At 41.4% G+C, this 22,495-nt stretch carries 15 protein-coding genes; 4 read left to right on the top strand and 11 right to left on the bottom strand.

Going from position 1 to position 22,495, the window contains the following annotated elements; translation table 11 throughout:
* The first annotated feature begins 2 nt into the window (after positions 1-2).
* The 3 genes from G337_RS0101625 (at position 3) to G337_RS0101615 (ending at position 4,861) form a co-directional block, all read left to right on the top strand.
* Entirely contained in the window at positions 3-1,124 is a 1,122-nt protein-coding gene (locus G337_RS0101625; RefSeq protein ID WP_028862322.1) for an efflux RND transporter periplasmic adaptor subunit, read from the top strand.
* 8 nt (positions 1,125-1,132) lie between these two features.
* Positions 1,133-4,219 carry a multidrug efflux RND transporter permease subunit gene (locus G337_RS0101620; protein ID WP_028862321.1) on the top strand — a complete coding sequence of 1,029 codons (3,087 nt, stop codon included), beginning with the start codon at positions 1,133-1,135 and terminating at the stop codon, positions 4,217-4,219.
* Between the two features lie 207 nt (positions 4,220-4,426).
* Positions 4,427-4,861: a hypothetical protein gene (locus G337_RS0101615; RefSeq protein ID WP_051302882.1), complete on the top strand. Its 435-nt coding sequence runs from the start codon at positions 4,427-4,429 to the stop codon at positions 4,859-4,861.
* 132 nt (positions 4,862-4,993) lie between these two features.
* Here the strand turns inward: G337_RS0101615 and G337_RS0101610 are convergent, their stop codons facing one another.
* The 6 genes from G337_RS0101610 to G337_RS0101585 form a co-directional block, all read right to left on the bottom strand.
* Positions 4,994-6,394, bottom strand: coding sequence for an undecaprenyl-phosphate glucose phosphotransferase (locus G337_RS0101610; protein ID WP_028862319.1), 1,401 nt, complete (start codon positions 6,392-6,394; stop codon positions 4,994-4,996).
* Positions 6,395-6,565: 171 nt separating this feature from the next.
* On the bottom strand, positions 6,566-8,098 hold the full coding sequence (locus G337_RS0101605; protein ID WP_028862318.1) for a hypothetical protein: 1,533 nt from the start codon (positions 8,096-8,098) through the stop codon (positions 6,566-6,568).
* Between the two features lie 683 nt (positions 8,099-8,781).
* Complete coding sequence (locus tag G337_RS0101600; RefSeq protein ID WP_028862317.1) at positions 8,782-9,918, bottom strand: glycosyltransferase family 4 protein; 1,137 nt, start codon at positions 9,916-9,918, stop codon at positions 8,782-8,784.
* Positions 9,905-11,056, bottom strand: coding sequence for a glycosyltransferase family 4 protein (locus G337_RS0101595; RefSeq protein WP_028862316.1), 1,152 nt, complete (start codon positions 11,054-11,056; stop codon positions 9,905-9,907). Before G337_RS0101595 ends, G337_RS0101600 begins: the two co-directional genes overlap by 14 nt.
* A 97-nt stretch (positions 11,057-11,153) precedes the next feature.
* Positions 11,154-12,059: a polysaccharide deacetylase family protein gene (locus G337_RS0101590; RefSeq protein ID WP_245597600.1), complete on the bottom strand. Its 906-nt coding sequence runs from the start codon at positions 12,057-12,059 to the stop codon at positions 11,154-11,156.
* 280 nt (positions 12,060-12,339) lie between these two features.
* Positions 12,340-13,656 (bottom strand): O-antigen ligase family protein, encoded by a 1,317-nt coding sequence (locus G337_RS0101585; protein ID WP_245597598.1) that lies wholly within the window; start codon positions 13,654-13,656, stop codon positions 12,340-12,342.
* Between the two features lie 467 nt (positions 13,657-14,123).
* On the opposite strand from G337_RS0101585, the gene G337_RS0101580 reads away from it, so the two are divergent.
* Positions 14,124-15,872 carry a right-handed parallel beta-helix repeat-containing protein gene (locus G337_RS0101580; RefSeq protein WP_157619156.1) on the top strand — a complete coding sequence of 583 codons (1,749 nt, stop codon included), beginning with the start codon at positions 14,124-14,126 and terminating at the stop codon, positions 15,870-15,872.
* 126 nt (positions 15,873-15,998) lie between these two features.
* Here the strand turns inward: G337_RS0101580 and G337_RS0101575 are convergent, their stop codons facing one another.
* From G337_RS0101575 to G337_RS0101555, 5 genes are read right to left on the bottom strand one after another with little or no spacing between them, the layout of a single operon-like run.
* Complete coding sequence (locus G337_RS0101575; RefSeq protein ID WP_028862312.1) at positions 15,999-17,399, bottom strand: phenylacetate--CoA ligase family protein; 1,401 nt, start codon at positions 17,397-17,399, stop codon at positions 15,999-16,001.
* A 1-nt stretch (position 17,400) separates the two neighbouring features.
* A complete protein-coding gene (locus G337_RS0101570; protein ID WP_028862311.1) occupies positions 17,401-18,612 on the bottom strand; it encodes a glycosyltransferase family 4 protein in 1,212 nt (403 codons plus the stop codon).
* Between the two features lie 14 nt (positions 18,613-18,626).
* Entirely contained in the window at positions 18,627-19,847 is a 1,221-nt protein-coding gene (locus tag G337_RS0101565; RefSeq protein WP_028862310.1) for a hypothetical protein, read from the bottom strand.
* A 21-nt stretch (positions 19,848-19,868) separates the two neighbouring features.
* On the bottom strand, positions 19,869-21,410 hold the full coding sequence (locus G337_RS0101560; RefSeq protein ID WP_028862309.1) for an MATE family efflux transporter: 1,542 nt from the start codon (positions 21,408-21,410) through the stop codon (positions 19,869-19,871).
* A complete protein-coding gene (locus G337_RS0101555; protein WP_245597586.1) occupies positions 21,407-22,480 on the bottom strand; it encodes a sulfotransferase in 1,074 nt (357 codons plus the stop codon). The genes G337_RS0101560 and G337_RS0101555 overlap by 4 nt, the downstream gene beginning before the upstream one ends.
* Positions 22,481-22,495 lie beyond the last annotated feature (15 nt).

Raw genomic sequence — 22,495 nt, 5'->3', positions numbered from 1 at the left:
CAATGAAAAAATGGATCGCTTCGGCAATATTATTAGCAATATTGGTATTCGGCAGTGTCATTGGTTTTAACATGTTTAAAGCTTCAAAAATTAAAGAATTTCTTGCTAACCGCCCTGTTCCTGAATTTCCTGTGACGAGTGCGACTATTCAGCATGAAGACTGGACCCCGCATCTGCGCGCAATTGGTTTTATCGAACCAATTCAAGGGGTAACGGTTGCCAATGAAGTTGCCGGCAAAGTAGTAAAAATAAATTTTGAATCTGGTCAGAAATTAAAAGCTGACGATGCGCTGATTTACCTTGATTCAGAAGTTGAAAAAGCGAATCTGAAAGCATCTCAAGGCAGAATGCCGGCAGTTGAGCGTAACTATAAACGCATGGTCTCATTATTCAAAAAAGGCTCGGTTTCACAGGGTAAAGTTGATGAAGCTGAAGCTGAACTTCTAACATTGCAGGGACAGATAGAAGGTTATCAGGCAACAATCAGCCGCCGTATTATCCGTGCACCATTTGACGGTATTGCCGGTCTGCGTAATGTATTTATGGGTGAATACTTAAAAGACGGCAGTGATATTGTGCGTTTAGAAGATGTCAGCCGTATGCGTTTACGTTTCACCGTACCGCAGAATGATCTGAATAAAATTCATATCGGCCAGAAGATGAATATATTTGTAGATGCTGAGCCGGAAATCCCATTTACGGGGACCATTTCAGCCATTGAGCCTGCGGTAAATTTCCAGAGCGGTGTTATTCAGGTACAGGCAGATATCCCGAATGAAGCACAAAAATTACGTTCAGGTATGTTTGCTAAGGCAAATATTATTCTACCGACGGAAAAATCTCAGATCATCATTCCTGAAACTGCTGTTAACTACACGCTTTACGGTGAAACCGTTTATCTGTTAACGGAACAAACCAATGAAGACGGTACTTCCTACATGCAGGCTGACCAGCAGATCGTTAAATTAGGCAACAGTAAAGACGGTTCTGTACATGTTCTTGACGGTCTGAAAAAAGGCGATGTTATTGCAACCAGCGGACAGGTTCGTTTAAGTAACGGTGCTCGAGTTAAAATTGTTGAATCAGATATATTAAACAAACCCGCTGAAATTCCAGCTTTATAGGGGCTCCGATGAAATTTACAGATACCTTTATACGCCGCCCGATACTGGCGATATCCATCAGTCTGCTGATCGTGTTATTAGGTCTGCAGGCGTTAGGAAAAATGCAGGTACGAGAGTACCCGACCATGACCAATACCGTAGTAACTGTTACCACCAGCTATTACGGTGCAAACTCCGATCTTATTCAGGGCTTTATTACTCAGCCGCTTGAGCAGGCCATTGCGCAGGCAGATAATATTGACTTTATTACCTCGCAAAGTTTTATGGGCCGCTCCAGCATTTCGGTATATATGAAACTAAATACCGATCCCAATGGAGCTGTTGCAGATATTCTCGCCAAGGTAAACAGTGTCAGTTCGCAGCTGCCCAGCGAAGCTGAAGATCCAACCATTGATATGAGTACCGGCTCAACAACTTCGGTTATCTACCTGTCATTTTCAAGTGACGAGCTAAATTCCAGCCAGATCACCGACTACCTTGAACGGGTAATTAAACCGCAGCTGTTTAGTATTAACGGTGTTGCTAAAGTAAACCTGTACGGCGGAACCGATTTTGCCCTGCGTATCTGGTTAGATCCGGAGCGCATGGCTGGTTTTGGTTTAACAACAGCAGATGTAGTACAAATTTTACAAGCGAACAATATTCAGTCTGCTACCGGTCAGGCAAACAGTTATTTCACTCTGATTAACGGTAATACAGAAACGCAGATTAAGAATGCAGCCGAACTGGAAAATCTTGTTATTGCCACTCGAGAAAACAGTAAAGTCATTCGCCTGCAGGATATCGCCCGCGTTTCCTTAGAAAAAAGCCATGATATTTACCGGGCAATGGCTAATGGTGATGAAGCCGTTGTAGTCGCAATTGATGCGGCACCAACAGCAAACCCGCTGGATATTACTGCAGGCGTACGTGAAATGCTGCCGGATCTTGAGAGAAATAATCCAAGTTCAATTGATATGAAGGTGTTATATGACTCAACGATTGCCATTGAAGAGTCTATTGCTGAAGTAGTTAAAACCATTGCTGAAGCAGGTATCATCGTACTTGTTGTGATGCTCCTGTTTTTAGGCTCATGGCGTGCAACACTGATCCCGATTATCACCATTCCACTGTCACTTATCGGTGTACTGGTAGTAATGCAGATGTTTGGTTTCACCATTAACTTAATGACGCTGCTGGCCATGGTACTCGCCATCGGCCTGGTAGTTGATGATGCGATTGTTGTGGTAGAAAATATTGACCGGCATATTAAAGCAGGTGAAGATCCCTTCCGGGCAGCCATTATCGGTACCCGGGAAATTGCCGTCCCGGTTATTTCCATGACTATTACCCTGGCAGCCGTTTATGCACCGATTGCATTAATGGGGGGCATCACCGGCTCGCTGTTTACTGAATTTGCTTTAACACTGGCAGGATCTGTTTTTGTATCAGGCATTGTGGCATTAACACTATCACCTATGATGTGCAGCATTATGCTCAAAAGCAACCATCAGCCGAACCGTTTCGAACAGGGAGTCGAAAACGTTTTATCCGGTATTACCGATAGTTACTCGCGCATGCTGGATAAAGTAATGACACGCCGTCCTGCTGTTATTGTTTTCGCTGTACTTGTATTTATCTCTTTGCCTTTATTATTTGCCGGCATACCGGCAGAGCTGGCCCCCAAAGAAGATAAAGGCGCATTAATGATGATGTCTAAAGCGCCGTCAAATGCCAACCTTGATTACATCGAAAACAGCATGCGTACAATAACAGGCATGCTCTCAGAGCAGCCGGAAGTGGAAAGCAGTCTGGCCATGTCCGGCATACCCAATGCTAACCAGGCATTCGGCATTGCCATTATGAAACCCTGGAGTGAGCGCGAGAAAAACCCTAAAGAACTTGCAACGACCTTAGCACCGGCATTTAACAGTGTGGCTTCAGTGGCTACAACCGCATTCCAGATGCCTGAATTACCGGGTTCATCGGGCGGTTTACCGGTGCAGTTTGTTATCAGTACTGCAAACTCGTTCCAAAGCCTGGGCAGTATTGCATCGGATGTATTAGCAGCCACGCAGGCTAACCCTAATTTTGTTTATTCAGAGCTGGATTTAGCTTTTGATTCTGCAACCATGAATATCAAAATTGACCGGGATAAAGCCGGTGCTTACGGCGTCACTATGCAGGATATAGGTATAACCTTAGGCACCCTGTTAAGTGACGGCATTTTAAACCGTATCGACCTTAATGGACGTAGTTACGAAGTTATTGCTCAGGTTGAACGTAAATACCGTTTATCTCCGGACAAGCTGGGCAGTTTTTTCGTACGAGCTAAAAACGAAGACATGATACCGCTGAGCGAACTGATCGATATTGAGGTAGTCGCAGAGCCGCGTTCACTGCCGCATTTTAATCAGCTTAACAGTGCAACAATCGGTGCCGTATTAGCCCCGGGTTTTGCCATGGGAGATGCGATTAATTTCTTTGAAGAGCTGTCAACGACCACGTTGCCGCAAGGTTATACACATGATTACCTGGGGGAGGCACGTCAGTTTGTATCCGAGGGTAATGCGCTGTACATGACCTTTGTATTAGCCGTTTTAATTATATTCTTAGTACTAGCGAGTCAGTTTGAAAGTATTCGCGATCCGCTGGTTATTATGATGACGGTTCCTCTTGCTATCAGTGGTGCCTTAATTGCACTTGCCTGGGGTGCCGCCAGCATGAATATTTATACTCAGGTTGGTTTAATAACCTTAGTCGGCTTAATCACTAAGCACGGTATATTAATTGCGGAAGTCGCTAAAGAAGAGCAGCTGCATCACGGTATGAACCGCATCGACGCAGTTAAAAAAGCAGCGACAATACGCTTACGCCCGATATTAATGACCACTGGCTCTATGGTGGCAGGTTTAATGCCGCTGTTATTTGCAACCGGCGCAGGTGCGGTAAGCCGTTTCGGTATTGGTATTGTAATCGTAGCCGGCCTGTCGATTGGTACGCTGTTTACTCTGTTTATTCTACCGGTGATTTATTCGCTTATTGCAAGTTCACATACTCCAATCCAGGAGTTTGATGAAACCCTGCAGCATAAAGTAAAAGAACAAGTAAACTAAAAATAATTAGTTACAACACTTGAATAAAAGGCCCGGCAGTTTAACTACCGGGCCTTTTTTATAAGCAGTCCAAAAGCCCGCCCGAGTGAATAAATTAGAAATGATGCTAGTGTTATTGACAGACTGTTATAGCGGAATATACGCGCAGGGCTTCAAACAGCAATAAACTTCACTAATAAATAGAACCTACAGCAGCAGGATATAAACATGCCGGCCGATAAAAGTGTAAATTCTGAAAGTATTGAGCAGCTGAAAAGAGATAGTGAACTGAATATGTTTTTAAAGCGTATGCCGGAAGGTGTTAGAACGAGTTTTAGCAGCCAACAGCTAAGCAGTATAAAAAGCGCGATGAAACCTCAAAGCAGAGGAAATCATGCGGTTGATATTCACCACACTATCAAATTCTTTCATTACCATTATTATTATGTGTTTATTGCAGGAAGAGATCTGCGCGAACTCACTCGGCGGGAAAAACATATCAGCTTATTAATGAAAACTGCATTCACGGCTATTTTTTTAAGCTTTTGTGCTCTGCTGGGGATATTAGTGCTGTACCTGATCAAATCCGCAATGGGCATTAACATTTTTCCAAACTATTCATTTGGTGTTTGGGACTGGTTTAAAGAAGTTTTCTTAATTTAGTAATTTTCAGCTGAGTTCAAAACAGAATAGTAATAAGTGAAAAAAAGAAGCTAAAAGAACTGTGGTCAATCAGCACCTGGCGGCGATGGATAGACCACAATGTATTCCCATTTCCCACTTGCAGGCCCTTTGTTAATAGGCGTTTGGGTTAGTGAATCCTTTAATAATAGTTAAGAATATAATTTTTATATCCAGCCATACCGACCAGTTTTTTATATAATGCAGATCAAATTCCACCCGGTTTTTCATTTTATCAAGGGTATCTGTCTCCCCTCTCCAGCCGTTGATCTGTGCCCAGCCGGTCACTCCCGGTTTGACCTTATGACGGAGCATATAATAACGCACCTGTCCGCGATACTGCTCATTATGGGCAACGGCATGCGGTCTGGGGCCGACTATCGACATGCTGCCGGCGAGCACATTAAAAAACTGCGGAAATTCATCTAATGAAGTGCGCCGTAGAAAGCTGCCGAATCGAGTTACACGGGGATCTCCTTTAGTTGCCTGAGTCACAGTATCGCTGTTTTCCATTACACTCATGGATCTGAACTTCCATACCACAATTTCTTCACCACGCAGCCCGTAACGGCGCTGTTTAAATAAGACAGGGCCTGGAGACGTCAGCTTGATTCCAGCTGCAATCATAATTAACGGTATGGAGATCAGGCATAATATAATACTGCTGATGATGATATCTTCAGTGCGTTTAACCCACTCTTTAGCACCAAGATAAGGAGATTCAAAAACACTTAAAGTGTCAATATCACCAACGTTGGCAAAACGTGAACGGATCAGGGTTGATACTAAAAAATCAGGGATGTAATGCACATCAACGGTTGTATCTCCCAGACGCAGCAGTATATCTGCAATGCGTTTTTCAGCTTTTAACGGCAGGGCAATAAACAGCATTTCAACCTGCCCGTTACGCGCGAGCTTAATTACTTGTTCAATTTTACCCACAACATCCATATTTAAATCATCAGTAACCCGGCGGGGATGGCGATCTTCATAAATACCAACAACTTTGTAGCCTAACTCATCGCGTTTTCGTATTTCGCTCAGCAGCTCACTGCCTGAATTTGTTGCACCAATAATCGCAACACGCTTAATATTAAATCCGGCTCTATGACGGGCTCTGATATATTGGCGCTGTACAGCCCGCCACAAAAAACTAAAAATAAAACTTAGAGCAAACCAAAGAACCACCGTTACCCGGGAAAACTCTTCAGACTGTTTCAACAAAAATGCGATCATAACAGCGATAAAAAAAGCAACGCTGATACAGGCCCAGGCACTCAAAACCATTTCTGAAAAATGCCCGACCCGCCATGAACGATACAGAGCAAATGATTCTGCAATATATAAAAAAGCAACCGACACAACCAGGGAGGCGATGATATATTCCCGCTCTATAGTTAAACCGTACAACCAGGCTGCAACGGGCAATGAGCCTAGCAGTACACATAAATCCAGCAGGCGATATATAAACGAATAGGTATTAGAACTAAAGGTAAAAACTTTACGTGATGCCACAATCTGAACTCCCTGTATTTGCTGACTATAAAAAGTAATACACTGAATTAACGTGATATTACTTTTCATAGAACAACATTAGATCAAACCGGTATACGACCGACTGCAGAAAAAAGAATTTTTTTCTGCAGTCGGCTTGTTATTTATTACTATCAACTACTGATACAATCATTATTCCAGCGTCAGACCCGCAAAAGAAATATAACTGTACCCTCCTAATTTACCAACAGGCCTGAGCTCAACATGAATACTTCCTTCAAACTCAATATCCGCTTTAAGGTAAAACCATCTATATCCCTTGCTTAGCTCAACAGGCGAAACTTCCCCGTTCACTGTTAATTCAAGCATTGCAGGATCATTCGTCCAGGCTCCAGCCTTGAAGTACAAGGAAGCTAAGCCGGCCTGATCACCCGAACTTTTTAAATCAATCAACACGGCATTAGTGTCCTTCCAGGACATACCGGTATAACCGCTTGCGACTACAGTTCCATTATTTACAAACTTATAAGTGCTGTCCCTGTATTTAGGCGAGCCGGCGTAATCAATTGAGGTGACTTCTGCTCCGCTAAAATCAACATTTCCAGACATGCCGTCGGACGCGGTATATTCAACATTACTTACGTCGATTTCGCCCCCAGTTTCAACACTGACTCCATGTACTAATGCATAACTAGGTTTACTTTCTACATTAAGTAAAAGACCCGCAACTTTAATTCCACTATAACCGCCATGACTACCGGTAGGGGTAACCGTAACAACCGTAGACTGCTCGAATGCAATGTCGATCTTCACATAATGCCATGAATATGATGACGGCAGCGTAACAAGCTCAGTTGTATCACCCGCACGAACGGTCAATCCGGCAAGATCAGAACTCCAGGCTCCAAGTGACAAATACAGGGTTGCTACCTGAGCATTTCCGCTGCCTAACAGGGAGAAATTAAAACTGTTAAGCTCATTATAATTCATCACCACATAGCCGTTTTCCAACTCCTGGCCCTGCTCCTGAAAGATGAAAATGGATGAATCGTGAGATGATAAACTGCCGTTACCAATCGAGAAATCAACACTGCTGATTTCATCTACGCTAAACTCATCGTTGTAATTATAATCACTTTTAAAACCATAAAACTCGCGGCCGTCCAGCTCAATCACCCCTGGTTTTTCAATAAATGTAGAAACAATAGAAACATTTCCCGGTATAACAGGGTCATCTGGATCCGGTATCGGATCTACCGGGTCATCCGGCAGTGGTTCAGGCAATGGTTCCGGCAGCGGTTCCGCTGTATCTTCCAATGGAATATCAATACAATAATCCTCTGAATAAGCTGTACCAGCCTGATTATAAGAACCTATTCGATAACAGGAGTTACTGCCGGGCACGCTCGCATAATCAACATAAGAAGTAGAGTCGGCATTCAAAGTGGCAATGATGACATACTCACCGTCGGTTTTACGCTCGACAACATAACCATCTTCGTCCGTAGCATTATCCATCCATGAAATAACCGTTTGAGTACCAGTACCGGCTGCGGTAGGAAAAGTCTGAATCATCTTGTTAATCTGATAGATTCGGTACTCCTGCCAGCTTTTATAACCGATCAGAACGATCAGTGAGATCACGATTGCAGATAATAAAATTGTCCCTGGAGTCATCACCTTAGTGGTAAAGTTTGCTGTGGAAATTCCCCGTAGTTTAAACATAATCAATCCCCTTGCTGCACTCTTTCAGGTGACAATTGATAACATTGCAATCTCTACGGGACCTCACTTAAATATTCAGCAGTCCTTTGCGAGAAAAGTGTGATAAAAGTCACTTAATAGTCAATAATAATAGTTGCGTAAAAAGCAATTCTATTATTAACAGTATGCCAATACTCTGGCAAACACAAATCACCAGAGGAGACAAAACAGCCCGATATTGCCAGGCAATTAACTCGAAAAAATTTCTTTTTATCGACCGATAAAATTTAGTGAATTGAAACAATAAAATAGATTAGGAAGTGACAGTTTAATGTATTTAAATAAAAAAAATTCAGCTCAATATTTTTTTTAAAAAAATACAATTTTTGTTCTCTAAACTAAGAAATATCAGTCAACATCAGCTCTGAGAGCATTATTGACTGACCATAATATACGGGCTAAACAGGGGGAAAACAGCGCTAGAGGAACAAAAAAAAATCATTTCAACTAAATCAAAAGAAACCTTTCGACAGAAATAATTCAGCGCTGTTTGCCGGATTAAGTTTCACAAAGAAGATTACTGCAGCGGCAAAAAAACGGCTTTAATATGCAGACAAACGGCCTTGTTACACTTAATGCACAAGCTTAAAAACCCGTCACAATGAATTTCTTAATCAGCATATTTAAACAGGCGCCTTGGAGGCTTAACTATCCAGCAGATCCCGGTAAACTGCATATGTACGTCGAGCAACATTCTCTGAATGATACAGATCTAAAGCTAATTCTTTAGCTTTTTCCCCCATAGCCAGCCTTAAATTATCATCATCTAAAATTCGTCGAAATTTATCGGCAATATTATTTTCATCAAAGGGATTAATTAAATACCCTGTTTCATTATTTCTAACCATATACGGCATACCGCAGCGGTTAGATGTCACAACAGGGATCCCCGCAGCCATTGCTTCTTCAATTCCCATTGGAGAATTTTCTTCAAATGAAGCTAACGCATAAACAGCTGCGGCCTGCAGTTCCTCCATAACTCTCTGTGTTGATATCCTGCCGAGTAATTTAATATGTTTGACCAGATCATGTTCAGCAATCCACTCGCTCATTTCCTGCGCATAGCGCTCATCGCTTACGCTGCCTGCTACCCTAAGCTCAACATCGTAACCAGCTTTAACCAGTATCGCGACGGCTTTAACTAATATTAACGTATTCTTACGCGGGCAAATAACAGCAGAAGTAAAAATTACTCCTTTTTTCTCTTTACGCTCCAGGGTGAAAAAATGGTCTGAGATAGGATTATCAATATCGTAAATAGCGGCTGGCGAAAACAAAGAGACTCTTTCCCTCACATAGGGGCTGATTGAAATTATATTAGGCAGCTTAGCCCAGCTGCTTTTTTCAAAATGCTCCCATAGTTTTGATCTCAACCATTTAAAACTGCCGTTGGAAAACAAAGTATCCCCGTAAATAAAACCGTGCACGGTAAAAACTTTAGGTATAGACAAGCTGTTTACCATAATCCCGTAAGTATCATGAGCATGAATTATGTCTGGTTTTAACTTAAGCAGATAATTACTAATAAGCACTTTACTCTTGCTCAGTGCATTAAGTAATTCACTGCCCTTAGGTTTCGGCAGGCGATGGATAGTTGTATTATTCCAGCTTTCCAGGCTGGTTTCTGCGGCGCCGGCACACAAAGTAATGACCTGTATATCAAGTTCCGGGTAAGCGGCCAAAGAACGAACTAAATTAAGGCTGACAGCTTCAACACCGCCTAATGGAAGATTTGTATCGGCAGGGAACTGTGTTACAAATGCTAATTTAATCTTTTTCATCAAAGCCTTCCTTTTTATCTGCAAGCATATGAATAAAAACTGTTTCAAACAGCTCCATCGACTGATTCACTGCATGATTTCTTTGATAATAGTCTCTTGCATTCGCAGAATACTCTTCCCACTGTTGATGGTTCGAACATAAGCTTCGTAAAGCAGAAATCAGTTCTTCTTTATTTGTTACGCTGACACCTAATTTTTTCTCTTTTATCAGATCATCCGGATCAAAAGTAGAAATTACCGGCAGCCCCTGACTCCAGGCCTCTAAAAATGTATTAGGGAAACCTTCATATTTTGAAGAACAACAAAAGACCGTACTGCATCTATACAGCGCCGGCATATCATCACGAGCCACCATGCCCAGACAGGATACATTATCTAAGCAGTCCATTTTTTCCAGCAGCCCCTGCGAATAAGCATCATCGTGACTCGGACTTCCAGCTACTAAAAAATTGTATTCAGGTATCTCAGCAGCGGCTTCAAGAAATAATTCAAGACGTTTACACTCATGAAAACGCGCAGCCCAGAGAATAGTAGGTTTATCAGCAGGAAATTCTAAAGGGGTATACTCACTCTGCTCAGGTCCGATGCAGGGCATAGGTAAAACAGTTGAGTCCAGGTTAAAAGCATTCTTCAATAAATTCATCTGTTTTTTTGTCTGCGTAATAACTTTATCGGCATGTAACAACCCGTACTTATACAGAAGCCGCTCTCTAAAGGTATGCATCACCGGAAAATCCGGATCAGCATCGGCATCGCTAGCCAGAGAATAAAGAAATTTTTTATTATTCAATTTGCACCAGAGCGCAACCTGTCCGGTAACATATTCCCCACAATTCTGGTAATACAGCTCAGCATCGGCTCTTTTCATTGCTGCATTTAATCCCGTCCATCGGGGATGAAAAAAACGAATCCCCGGTAAGCCGGAATCCTGACGGCAGATCTTAATTACATTAATACCGGCAATCACTTCATCCTCTTCCCGCCCTTCTGACCAGGTTAATAATGATACCTTGTGACCTTTTGCCGCTAGCCATTTGGCCATAAGAGTAGTCTGCCTTTCAACTCCACCAAAAGAGCCCTGATTACCACCAGTAACCGCACCATAAGCGAAATGTGCAACAAGACATATACTCAGCATAATTATTTGCGACCTTGAGTTTCTGCTGGATTAATAATTAGAGAAAATATAAATTTCTTGATCTACTTTATCAGCAGGCAGTTCAATCATAGTAAAATCAGCTCGTAAGCAGATAAATAATTTCAAATTTTTCTCTACCTACAGGGAAGCTGAAACGTTTTAAAGTCATTAAATCATCGCCATACTGACATAATCCAACATCTGTAGAAAAAGCGGCCCTGTAACCTGTCTGCTTTATCAGATTAACCGCCATCTCATTATAACTACCGTTCGGATAACAGAAATAGCAGCATTGAGTTCCAATTTCCTGTTCAATACGATTTTTTGAATTAACTAACTGAGAAGTAATTAACTCTTCTGACAAACGATCTAGCCGCCAGTGGTTCACAGTATGGCTGGCAATATCTAACCTGTTATTTTTTACACAGTCACGCAGCTGCGGCCATGTAGCTATAGCTGACCAGTCATCATCTTTACATATATCACTGAGAGCTTTACTGGAACGTTTCTCCAGTTCTTCACAAAGCGCACTGAATAATTTATTAATCTGATTGTCATCATCAAATGTCTGCTTACAATGGTTACGAAAATTCTGATAGCTTACGGTTAGCTTTTCACGTGAACTCCCGTCAAAGTTATACACCCGTCCGTCGTGACCAAGTGATATCTGCCCTCCCATATTCTGCTGCAGCGCATAATCCAAACGATCAAACCAGAAGGGTTGTGAAGAATCTATATGACAGGTTGAAACAAACAAGACAGGTTTTATATTAAAGCGTTCACAAACAGGCAGAGCATAGTCAATATTATTACGATAACCATCATCAAAGGTTATTAGTAAACTATGCTCCTGCATCGGAATTTTTCCATCAAGCATATCAATGCACTGCTCAATGCTTATAAAATGATAATAATCAGACAACAGCCTGAGTATGCGCTCCAACTCTGCAGGACAAAGCTGCGACCTCAAAGGTTCCCATATCACACCTTCATGTTTCGCCATCACACCGTGCAGCATCAATACTGTGATCTGATTGCGTTTCCTGAAGTGTAAATACCGTAGAACCCCCAAAACGGATAAGCTCTTAAGTATTATTTTCTTTATCAAATGCTTCATTATTTCAGACTAGTTACCTTCAATTGTTGAGCTTACAAGCAGCTTCTGTAGCTCATTTAATTCAAACATGTAAAGAAATAATCTACTGCTGTGACATCAGACTATCAAAGCGACGGCCCTTGCAGTTAAGGAACAGGGAAACAGCTCCTGATGCAGCCGCAGCTGCTCAGTCTATTAACTCACTTTTTAAACCTTTTCTAAGTTTTTCTCTTTCGATATAAATACGTAACATCAAAGCAATTGCTACCCACATCCCCACAGCACCTTCTCGAGGGTAAAAAGTCTGACTTCCGGTAGATGCAAATAAAAATGCAAAAACCAGCGCAAAACAGAGCCCACCAGTAACCACATAGACAGCAGTCTGTTTTTCTTTAAACAGCGACCAGGAGTACTTTAAAATATAAAAATAAAACAGAAATATCGGAACGGCACCAATGAAACCATTATCAAGAATCCACTCCAGGTAAGCATTGTGCGGGTGAGCAAAGACTTCGCCTTCACCATATTCAACCATTATCTGCATAGTAATACCGGTATTCTGCATCGCTTCACGTCCGTATCCCAGAAAAGGAGCTTCAGTAATATGCCACCAGACCACAGGCCAGCTGATGACTCGTCCCGATGTTATAGTGTAGGTATCAATTTCCTCTTTTTCAAAATCGGCCGGGGCCAGCTCTTCAGTCTGCGGCGTCACTCCCTGCATTAAGCGATCGATTGTGGAAGGCGCAAAAACAAACAAAGCAGCAGCCAAAACCGGAGCCAGCAGAAGAAACTTCCGCCACCTGAAAACACAAAGTATAAAACCTAAAACGAGCCAGGTTATATACCCCATCCTGCCTCCTGTCATCGCCATCGCCAGGAAAATAGAAATACAAGCAGGAATAATTATAAAAAGAAATTTTTTAACACTTACCAGCTCTTTTAAGCAAAATACAGCCCAGAAAGCTCCGCTCATGATCATAGATATATTGACCCGATGAAAACCAACATTACTTGAAATAACCTTAATAGCCTTCCTTTGTAAACCGTCACCGGACATAATTAAGGAGCCGAAGCTCATGGCTTTTATTACCTGCAGAGCAAGAAAAATAAACATTAAACTCAGCGTAATAACAGCAAAGTTATACTGTTGACGGTTTCGGCAGCCGTCAAAGATAATCATCGCCGGGACCACCCACTTAACGCAGTTAATTAAATATTCATTTACTGCTGTTAAGCTTCCCATGCTCTCCCATCCGTATACGGCATGCAGATCACTGATCCCGGTCATATCATCGAAATAACGCAGCACGCCGGCGAAAATAAAAAAGTAATAAAAAATAAGAATGGTATTAATATGCAGGGGCATTTCCCAGGTAAGCTTCTGTTTATTTCTGTTGATTAACCAGGACAAAAACACATTCAGAAATAAAAAATTCCAATGATTCAAACCTGGGATACCAGCAATTGATTTAGGCATATCCGGGTGTTGAAATACAGCCATCAGCAGCACCAGCCAGCAGGCGGTCCGAAACCAGTCTTTCCAGGCATAAACACTTAAATATGCTATTAGAAGTGTTAATAAAGTTATCCGGATCAAAGACAACCCCCAAATAAATGCAATGGATACTTCTCTGCGGCTGCAGCAGAAACCAATAGTCCGTTGATTTAAAGCGTAAATTATTTATTAATTTATCTTAGTATAAAATCAGTCTTAATATAATCAGTTAGTTACATCTGAACTGGAAACATCTGATTTATTCTAGTATCAATATCTAAATTTTAACAACTACAAGTTTACTCGCTCTTTTGTTAGCGGCGAACCGGATCGTTAACTATACTGCTAGCAAGTACGGAACAACTTTCTCGCCTAGGAGAAAGGACCTAAATGTAAAATCAATTACTTATAGTGTGTTAATGCATTTTAGCATTTAATGCATTTAATGCATTTAATGCATTTAAGGATAAATGATGAATTTATACTCAAGGAAAGCCACATACTCAACAGTCCTATTTTTTCTGCTCTTTTCGTCCCAAATCATAAGCGCATACCAGGTTCCAATAGGCATACCCGAATCACCAATCAACTTTGAACAAGCCCCTCCGCCAAGAGCAGAAAGCTGGACAGCAAATCCAGTATCTGAAACCCATGGTTACTATTATATAAATTTCACCACAGGAAGTGACAGCAGACAATACGGCACACCGCTCACACCAAGAAGAACGATTCCGTTCCCTATTCCAGCCGGGAGCTATATTGAAATTGACGGCAGATACGCTAATGCAATCGGCGGCGTTATTAAGATGAACTCCATGGGGACAGATGATACCTGGGCGGCAGGCAGTAAAGGACCGGTATGGATAACCAGCGCCCCAGGAAAAGAAGGATCATTCGAGAAATATAAAGCCCTTGCTTACGGCTCTAACTTATTTATCTCGAATATGATAGTGCAGAATAATTCATCTATACAGATCGGCTCAATGTCAGAAGGTTATGGTGTTACCAATATAGTAGTAAGAGACAGCGAATTTATAGGCGATCCGCTGACCGGTAATGTTGCTTTATTATCCGCAGTAGGCCATCAGAACAGCTCAAGCACTAATGTTATCTTGTATAATAATGTGATTAGAGATTTAGGCGATATATATAATCCCAATGATGTTGACGCGACATGTATCGGTGTTTCAGGCTATACCTCTTATGTCTGGATATTAAATAATAAAGGCTTCAACGCATCGGGTCCCGGCCTGCAGATAAATGCTATGCCTCCACGCACAGCCTCCCATAATATATATGCCGGAGATAACGAGTTTTATAATGTAAGGCAGTCTGGAATGTGGGTGAAATACGCCTCAAATGTTGTGTTTTCTAGTAACTATGTACATAACATAATAAGCACTCCCTGGTCGCCGGCTAAGGCAATGGGTGCCCAGTATGAGCCAAACGGTTTATGGATGATTAACAACAAAATCCATGATACCGAATACGGCATCAGAATACCGAGTACAAATGCAATCGAAGATACTGATATCAAAGTATATATGATAGGAAATGTCATCTATAACATTCATACGGAAAGCCCGGTAGGTACCTCCTCAGCCTGGGAAAGTGCCGGGATCCATATTCAGGGAGCTCAGGAAAGGTACATCTATAATAATTTAATATTTAATACACCTAATGGAATTAATATATCTTCAACATCCGGCATGACAGATATCAAAAACAATATTATTTTAAAAGTAGATGCAAACCACACTACAGGTCAGGGCTATCAGATATGGTCTGAGCACCACCAGAGAGCACCGGAACTTCTAGTTTCCAATAACTTTTTCGGCACTGATGAAATGAGCGTCCAGCTCAATAAAACCAACTTTGCCACAACCCTGAGTTTAGATGCACATCTGAATGCGGGTACAACAAGTGAAGTCAGTACAAACTTTTCCGGGCCGGTCGATGTTGCTCAAATAGATCTAGAGCAGATAGCACTCGAGGGATATGACAACAGCCGCCTATGGGATTTCGGCAAAGATATGTATCCAGAACTGTCAACCACACTCTCAGAGCTGTTAAACAAGAACGTACCAATAGATAGTGATTTTCTAAGGAAAGAAAGAGTACTCGGCTCCTCTGTTGATATCGGTCCCTTTGAACAGCAAGGTACTAACTCTAATATCATTATTCCTGAGAAACCAGGCAACGTACAGATCATACTGCAGTAATATACAGCAGTTCAGACTTAACGGAGCAGATACAATTTTATATTTGTATCTGCTCCGTTTTTATTTGCCCTTCGTACCTTCGTTATAAATGAATTACAGCGAGATACATTATCAATTTATAAGCATTTAAAGGGGGAGTTTCTGATCAACAAAAATAGATTTTCCCCTGGCGGTTAAAGGAATCGCATCAACAACTTCAACTTTCACCTGCACCCTTCCTTTTAGTTTTACTGTAATATTTTCTTCAATACGCTGCTTCTGCGACTCTGAGAACAGATGACCAGCAACCACTTTTATCACTGAATACCCTGGCGTATCCTGATAAAACTGATACTGCATCACATTGTCAAAAGTATCATCGTGCATATTAACCGCCGTCCATGAGATTAAACTATTATCTGATGCAACCAGATACTCCTGCACCCTATGTCCGCGTATATTTTTAACAATCAAATAGTTGCGCTTACATTGTTCACAGTGATCAGCGACATATTCTGCAAAATCTCCGGTTTTATAGCGAATAAACGGCATAACGGTATTCATAAAACCACTGCCGACTATCTGCCCTGTTTTACCTTTTTCAGTGATCACCTCTCCCTGGTCATCAATTAACTCAAAATATCCGTAGGTCGGCCAAACATGGTAATCACAACAAAACTCACACTCACCGGCAGCCACTAGCTTTTCAGTATGCCCGTAAGACGAAAAGTAACGACAGTGAAATACAGATTCAACAAATGCTCTCTGCTCCGGATAAACATTTTCAGATTCCGCTAAAATACCTTTTACATTTTCAACACTGATTTTTTCTTTTTTTATAAAACGGGCTAACTGATAAACCGATGACGGATAGACATGCAGATAACAGGATTTTAATGATTTAATATGTTCGATATAAGCTCTTATATCACTATCATTCATATGAAAATTACTATAATAATGCTCATTAAAAACAGGATCAAAACTGTAGTTTAAGCTGCTTTTAGTCCCGGTTACCCGGCCGCGAAACACCGCTTTACTATCCCCGAATTTAAAGCCGGCTTTTCTCCAGCCGTCCACTAAATAAGCATATTCAATCTGAGAACGTCCGGCATTAATATAAAAAGTTAAAGGAATACCGCTTGTTCCGCCTGTAGTCACATAATCAACGTCAGAGTTATTTTTATCAACGAGAAGAAGATCATCAATATTTTCATTAATAAAGGCTTTATCAATCAGAGGGAGCTTTTTAAAATCATCAAGCTCCTGCAGAGAGAAAACATCTATCCCGGCGTCATCATATAATTTACGGTACGCAGGACATTTATTATAGGCATTAGATACCTGAAACTGTAACTGCTTTAAATGGTAGGCATCAACTTCAGCTCTTGTCCATTTTTCGGCACAGCGGATCAGTCTGGTCGTTTCTCTAAATTTCCTGCCGATTAAATACTCTAAAGGGATCCGAGATAACACTGTCGCGGCAAGTTTCTTAACAGGAGAGGGCATGGTTTCCCATAGATTTTTTCTTGAAAAAGCTTTTTTCATTTCAGCTCCCCTGTTCTTTAAAAACGTTAAGCCATTGTCTCTGAACACACTCAAGATCGAAACGCTTAGTCGATGCGGCGGCATTTCGGGAATACTCACTTAGAAGTTTCTCATTATTGAGCAGATACAAAATCTGTCGAGCAAAATCCTCAACAGAATGATTTTCAATTAAGAAACCGTTATAGCCACTGACCAGTACATCGGATAAATCCCCTACATTGGGTACAACCGCGGGAAGGCCTGCTTTTAACCCTTCCAGCATAGACAGTGCCAGTCCTTCAGACCTGGAGGTTAATACATAAATTTTAGACTGATGCAGCCAGCTCAGCACATCATCCTGATGCCCGGCAAAATCGACCATAGCAGAGATATTCAAAGAATCCGCGTAAGACTTTAAATCATTTAATAGCGGCCCGTCACCAATTACCAATGCTTTACAATCTGTCTTTTCGTCTTTGATTTTATTAACTACATCAAGAAACAGATTAACCTGCTTAACCTTAGATAAACGCGCGGTCAAAACCAGATCATATTTTTTACTGTTTTGAACTGCACAGGGGTAAAATTTATTGTGATCAATCGCCCCTGAGATAACCTCTATTTTAGCAGCCTCCACACCGGCTTCCTGTAAAAATAATTTAGCGCCGTTACCCATTGTTATAATTCGGTCTGCAGCAGCCGCAATACGGCAGATATAAAACGTTAAAAACCTATCTTTACCGTCCAGAAATTTAAAAAATCTATTTTCTGTTTTTCCGGCGGCAAGTGTTTCGGTAATACCACCGACGCAGAAATATATTGAACGGCATCTCAGCATATTGGCAAACAAAATTGATAAAGATGCATTAAAAAGAATATGAAATCCGCCAATATAATCCGGCTTCATGCGCATCGAGCAGCTAAAAAAAGAGATTAAACGAGCAAAAGTATCGCCGCAGTATTTTCTCAGCCGCTCAGGGGATTTTACAACCGTCAGCCCTTCTACGCTGTAGTTAATATTATTTGAAACAATATACACATGGCGGACGCTTGAACAGGTTACGATTGGTATAAGGTGAGCATCAATCCAGTTTTTTGAATAAAAGGTTCCCGTTAAAACGATAATATGCCCGTTTTTTTGGAGTTTCTTTTTCGGCAGCATCGAAAATAATAAAATCAGCAAGTACAAGGTAAAAATAGTTAAACGACCGAATAAAATTTTAACTTTATACATAAAGAACCTCATATTTAAACTGGACTTTTAATATCAGGAAAGACTAAAGGCGGCCAGGCGATAGAAACACTTTTCCTACCGCTGTTATCGGCCGGGTTAATTTGTAAATTAGAGTAATACTTACCATTTATATACAAAGCAACTTTTTCAGGATCATCTGCATACCAGGTCAGCCCGTAAAGATCCTGCCCCTTGTAAGTAGTGGACAGATGTATCTGCTCCTTATCGTCGGCAGACTTAACCATAAAGCTTAATTCTTCAACCGTACGGCAGTAACCTAATAACCTTCTGGTTGTAGCGGTTAAAATCAGTTTGTTTTTCTGATAAGCAGCTAATAACTCAAACGCATCTCTGGTGCATTGTTTAAAAGCCTGCTCGCCGCTAAATACCTTTCCCAAATGACTATACAGAACACTGCAGCCTTTATTTTTCAGCAGTGTATTCAGCACTGATTCAGTTAATACATTATGAATACCGCGGGCAGAGTCAAAGACAGAAACACCGCCCCATGAGGGATTACAGCGCATAAACTCCTGCACAGGAGTGCCGTCCAGCAGCTGAGTTTTTCTTAATACATGGTTATCTTTATGCATCGCATATTTAACACTGCCTAAGCGCGCGAACCAGCCTTTAATAAACTCAATTAAAATCGTTTTACCCGACTTATAAGGCTCTTTAATATTAAACAGGCTGCGGTAATTTCGTTTCACATTCTGTGAAGCGATACTTGTGACCCGTCCCTTCCAGATAAAAGACAGCCCGCCTGTTTTTACCGTAAGATCTGTATGAAATGCATCCGCCCCTGCTACGGCCCCTTCTCCCTGCATAATATCGTCATCTAAATTGGTAGGGGCCTGAGCATGGTCAATCCAGACTTCGAGTTTACGCTGACCTTTCTGCAGCTCTGCCCAGCACAGCTTAATACGCTCCCTTGAGTTAACAAAGTCACCAAAAGAGTGCAGACAGTCAATATGACCGGAATCAATCAAATAATGTATTTTTTTCCGGCCGTCATTATCTGTATTAGTATAAGAAAATTGATTTTCAGGCATATCAAAGTAGATACTGTTACCAACTTCCAGACCAACACCTTTCCCTAAAATAGTCTGCTCAGTGGTATTCAAGTAGCGCGCTGTTTCAAAGTAAATCTCTTTATTCGGTGTTTCATCTAAATCACTGCAGACTGCCAGCATAGCCTGGTAGGGATAGGGATATTTCCGTAAAGAGATATTCATTATCAATTCCTTTTCAGTGAATCAACGAATCTTATTCCACAAATGATTTTTTTCAGATTTATTAAGCAGTAAAACACTATAAAAAAAAGCGAGAGAAAAACAGGCAAACACAAAGAACATCCCTGAATAGAGATATGCATACTGTAAGTAATAATATTTTGCCAGACCAAGCAGAGCGGCATAGGGAAGCGTCGCAATAACAGGTTTAAACACTGCTTTACTTAAATAACAGCGCACGGGAATAGACAATTTTTTACAGGCATACAAAGGTAATGCAAGACCATAAGCCAGATTGGACGGGATAATTAATAAACACGCGGCAGTGATAAGATTAAAGTTATTTTCAATAAACAGCAGATAAAGGATAAAAAACACCATAAGCACAATCAGGCTCATATAAATAGATATTTTCCCATGAATATTTTTAGCGATCATAATACGCAGAGAGCTGTCCTGTGCCGTCGGTAATAAAGCCCCTAAGGATAAAACCGCTATCAGCAGCCAGTTCGCATAATCAGCCCCCATCCAGAATGTGATAACAATGTCGCCGAAAACGGCCAGAGCGATCACTAGAGGCAGAGTGAAAGCAAAACTAAATTTAGTCGTTGTTAGAAAAAATGACTGCAGCTCTTCCGCTTTATCTTCACTTAACATAGCCCCTGCTGTGGGGGTTAATATCATAGTAAATTTGACCATAAAGGTTGATATATGCCGGGTTAATGCAAGCGGCCTGGCAAACACCGCTAAAACTGCAGGCCCGAAAGCGTTCACAATTAGAATATTAACTGACTGTAATAAAACCACAGGAGGCAGCACAGCCAGCTTTCCTTTGGCGCTGAAACCCAAAAGCTCCCAGCATAGCTCTTTGCAGATATTAGAAGGAGATATCGAAATTTGTTTAGTATACTGAGAGGCAATAATAATTCGGATCATCTCAACAATAAGCGTTGAAGCTAAATACCCCTGCGCCATTCCTACAAGGCCAAAACCAGACATTAACATGGTCATCATAATTATCAGTGACAGCACACTGAAACCTGCCGTCAGAGCATTATGCAGATCCCATCTATGATGACCGGTTAATAATCCGCGGCTGATAGAAAACAGTGTTGTTATCGTTAGACTAAGACCTAAATAAAACATAACAGATTGAGTTTTAAATACGTTTTCACCCAACTCTTGAGCAAAAAAAAGCGGCATAGTATAAACAACCGTTAAGGTTCCCAGAAGAATAGTAAGAGAAATAAAAACTTCTATGGCCAGCGTAGAGCTGATCAGCTTGCTGAGATCTTCGGTTTTATGCTCCGCATTATATTTAGCGACGTACCTATTTGAACTTGCCCCGATTCCTAAACCGATTAAAGACAGATATGAAATTAATGCCCAGCAGAAATCCCAGATACCCAGCTGTACCTGACCTATATATTCATGCATCAAGCGGGGCATAATAAAACCAGAAACAACCAGAACCAGATGACTTGCCCAGCTGATTAAGGTATTTCTCACGATTCTATTTTTGCCGCTTAAATCGACATCCGTTACAGGAGTACTTCTTTTTTTCATAACCTTCTTTCGTTAGAAGAGTAACCGACAGATTCATTATAACCACCAGCAGCCTGAGCAAATTCATTTAATTCAACCTGCGTAAGCTCTGTTTTCCAGCGGTCATCAAGCGTTATCAGACTGCTCGAGTCAAAACGCATGCCGTTACCCAGAACATGATGCTCTACCGCTTTAAAGTCCATGCGTTTTTTGCCGGGATTAACCCCGATAAACTCAAATATTCGATTGAGTTCGCTCTCTGTATTATCACAAAGATCCTCATAATGCACTTTAAGCCATTTATCCTCAGTCATGGTCGCTAATACAGCTTCGGTTTCCTGATTACAGCGCAACCATTCATGAGCTCCCGCCGCGACATTTCTTCCCTGCTCCTGAGTTTTCTCTGCTCCGCCGCCGCGGAATTCAGGATCTTTCGCATCAGCATATTCAGAAGGGTTTTTATAGGCTAACGATACCCCCCTTCCATCACGTACAAGCCAGACAACTTTAATATCCAGATCTTTGTTCTTAAGCAGATATTTAAGACGAATACCTGTCTTAGATGAGTCAACAACAGCATCAGCTCCGGCTTGCTCCGCAACGGCACGAACATAATCAGCATTACGCCGCTGCAGCCTGGCTAACTGCTTTCGCCAGCTCGGCGAGATATTTAATAAAACGTCGCGCATCCATTCGACAGAACGGCGGCGTACCAGAGGTTTTAATAAAAAAAGTACATAGGGGCTCGCATTAGAACGAATATCAGTACCGGCATCAAAGATACAAAAAGACTGCCCTCTGGACGCCATTTTTTCACTGACCCCGCGCCAGAATTCACATTCTTCCAGGAGGCTTTTACAGGAACATAAATAACTGTTTTTATCCCCTAAATGGCCCGCTTTTAGTTCACCAACGCTGCATAAATCAGGATGAGCGCCAAGGAGCATGGCCAGCATAGTGGAGCCGGAATGGCTGGCGGCGGCTAAATAAATCAAGGATTGTTTTTTATTATCCATAATATGACTTAATTTTTCCTGTTCGACTATCAAGCATAAGCAGATAGGTAAGTTAAAAGCCCGCTTAATATCCACATAACAAAAATCCTT

Origin of the sequence: Psychromonas aquimarina ATCC BAA-1526 (genome assembly GCF_000428725.1) — a bacterium.
Taxonomy (GTDB): Bacteria; Pseudomonadota; Gammaproteobacteria; order Enterobacterales; family Psychromonadaceae; genus Psychromonas; species Psychromonas aquimarina.
The sequence above is the reverse complement of the archived record's forward strand: the minus strand, read 5'-3'. Positions and strand labels throughout refer to the sequence as shown.

Bases quoted from the DNA above. Each gene is read 5' to 3' on its own strand.
- G337_RS0101570 (WP_028862311.1), bottom strand. From the start codon at position 18,612: ATGTATAAAGTTAAAATTTTATTCGGTCGTTTAACTATTTTTACCTTG.
- G337_RS0101565 (WP_028862310.1), bottom strand. From the start codon at position 19,847: ATGAATATCTCTTTACGGAAATATCCCTATCCCTACCAGGCTATGCTG.
- G337_RS0101575 (WP_028862312.1), bottom strand. From the start codon at position 17,399: ATGAAAAAAGCTTTTTCAAGAAAAAATCTATGGGAAACCATGCCCTCT.
- G337_RS0101620 (WP_028862321.1), top strand. From the start codon at position 1,133: ATGAAATTTACAGATACCTTTATACGCCGCCCGATACTGGCGATATCC.
- G337_RS0101600 (WP_028862317.1), bottom strand. From the start codon at position 9,918: ATGAAAAAGATTAAATTAGCATTTGTAACACAGTTCCCTGCCGATACA.
- G337_RS0101625 (WP_028862322.1), top strand. From the start codon at position 3: ATGAAAAAATGGATCGCTTCGGCAATATTATTAGCAATATTGGTATTC.
- G337_RS0101595 (WP_028862316.1), bottom strand. From the start codon at position 11,056: ATGCTGAGTATATGTCTTGTTGCACATTTCGCTTATGGTGCGGTTACT.
- G337_RS0101560 (WP_028862309.1), bottom strand. From the start codon at position 21,410: ATGAAAAAAAGAAGTACTCCTGTAACGGATGTCGATTTAAGCGGCAAA.
- G337_RS0101615 (WP_051302882.1), top strand. From the start codon at position 4,427: ATGCCGGCCGATAAAAGTGTAAATTCTGAAAGTATTGAGCAGCTGAAA.
- G337_RS0101580 (WP_157619156.1), top strand. From the start codon at position 14,124: ATGAATTTATACTCAAGGAAAGCCACATACTCAACAGTCCTATTTTTT.
- G337_RS0101605 (WP_028862318.1), bottom strand. From the start codon at position 8,098: ATGTTTAAACTACGGGGAATTTCCACAGCAAACTTTACCACTAAGGTG.
- G337_RS0101585 (WP_245597598.1), bottom strand. From the start codon at position 13,656: ATGGCTGTATTTCAACACCCGGATATGCCTAAATCAATTGCTGGTATC.
- G337_RS0101590 (WP_245597600.1), bottom strand. From the start codon at position 12,059: ATGGCGAAACATGAAGGTGTGATATGGGAACCTTTGAGGTCGCAGCTT.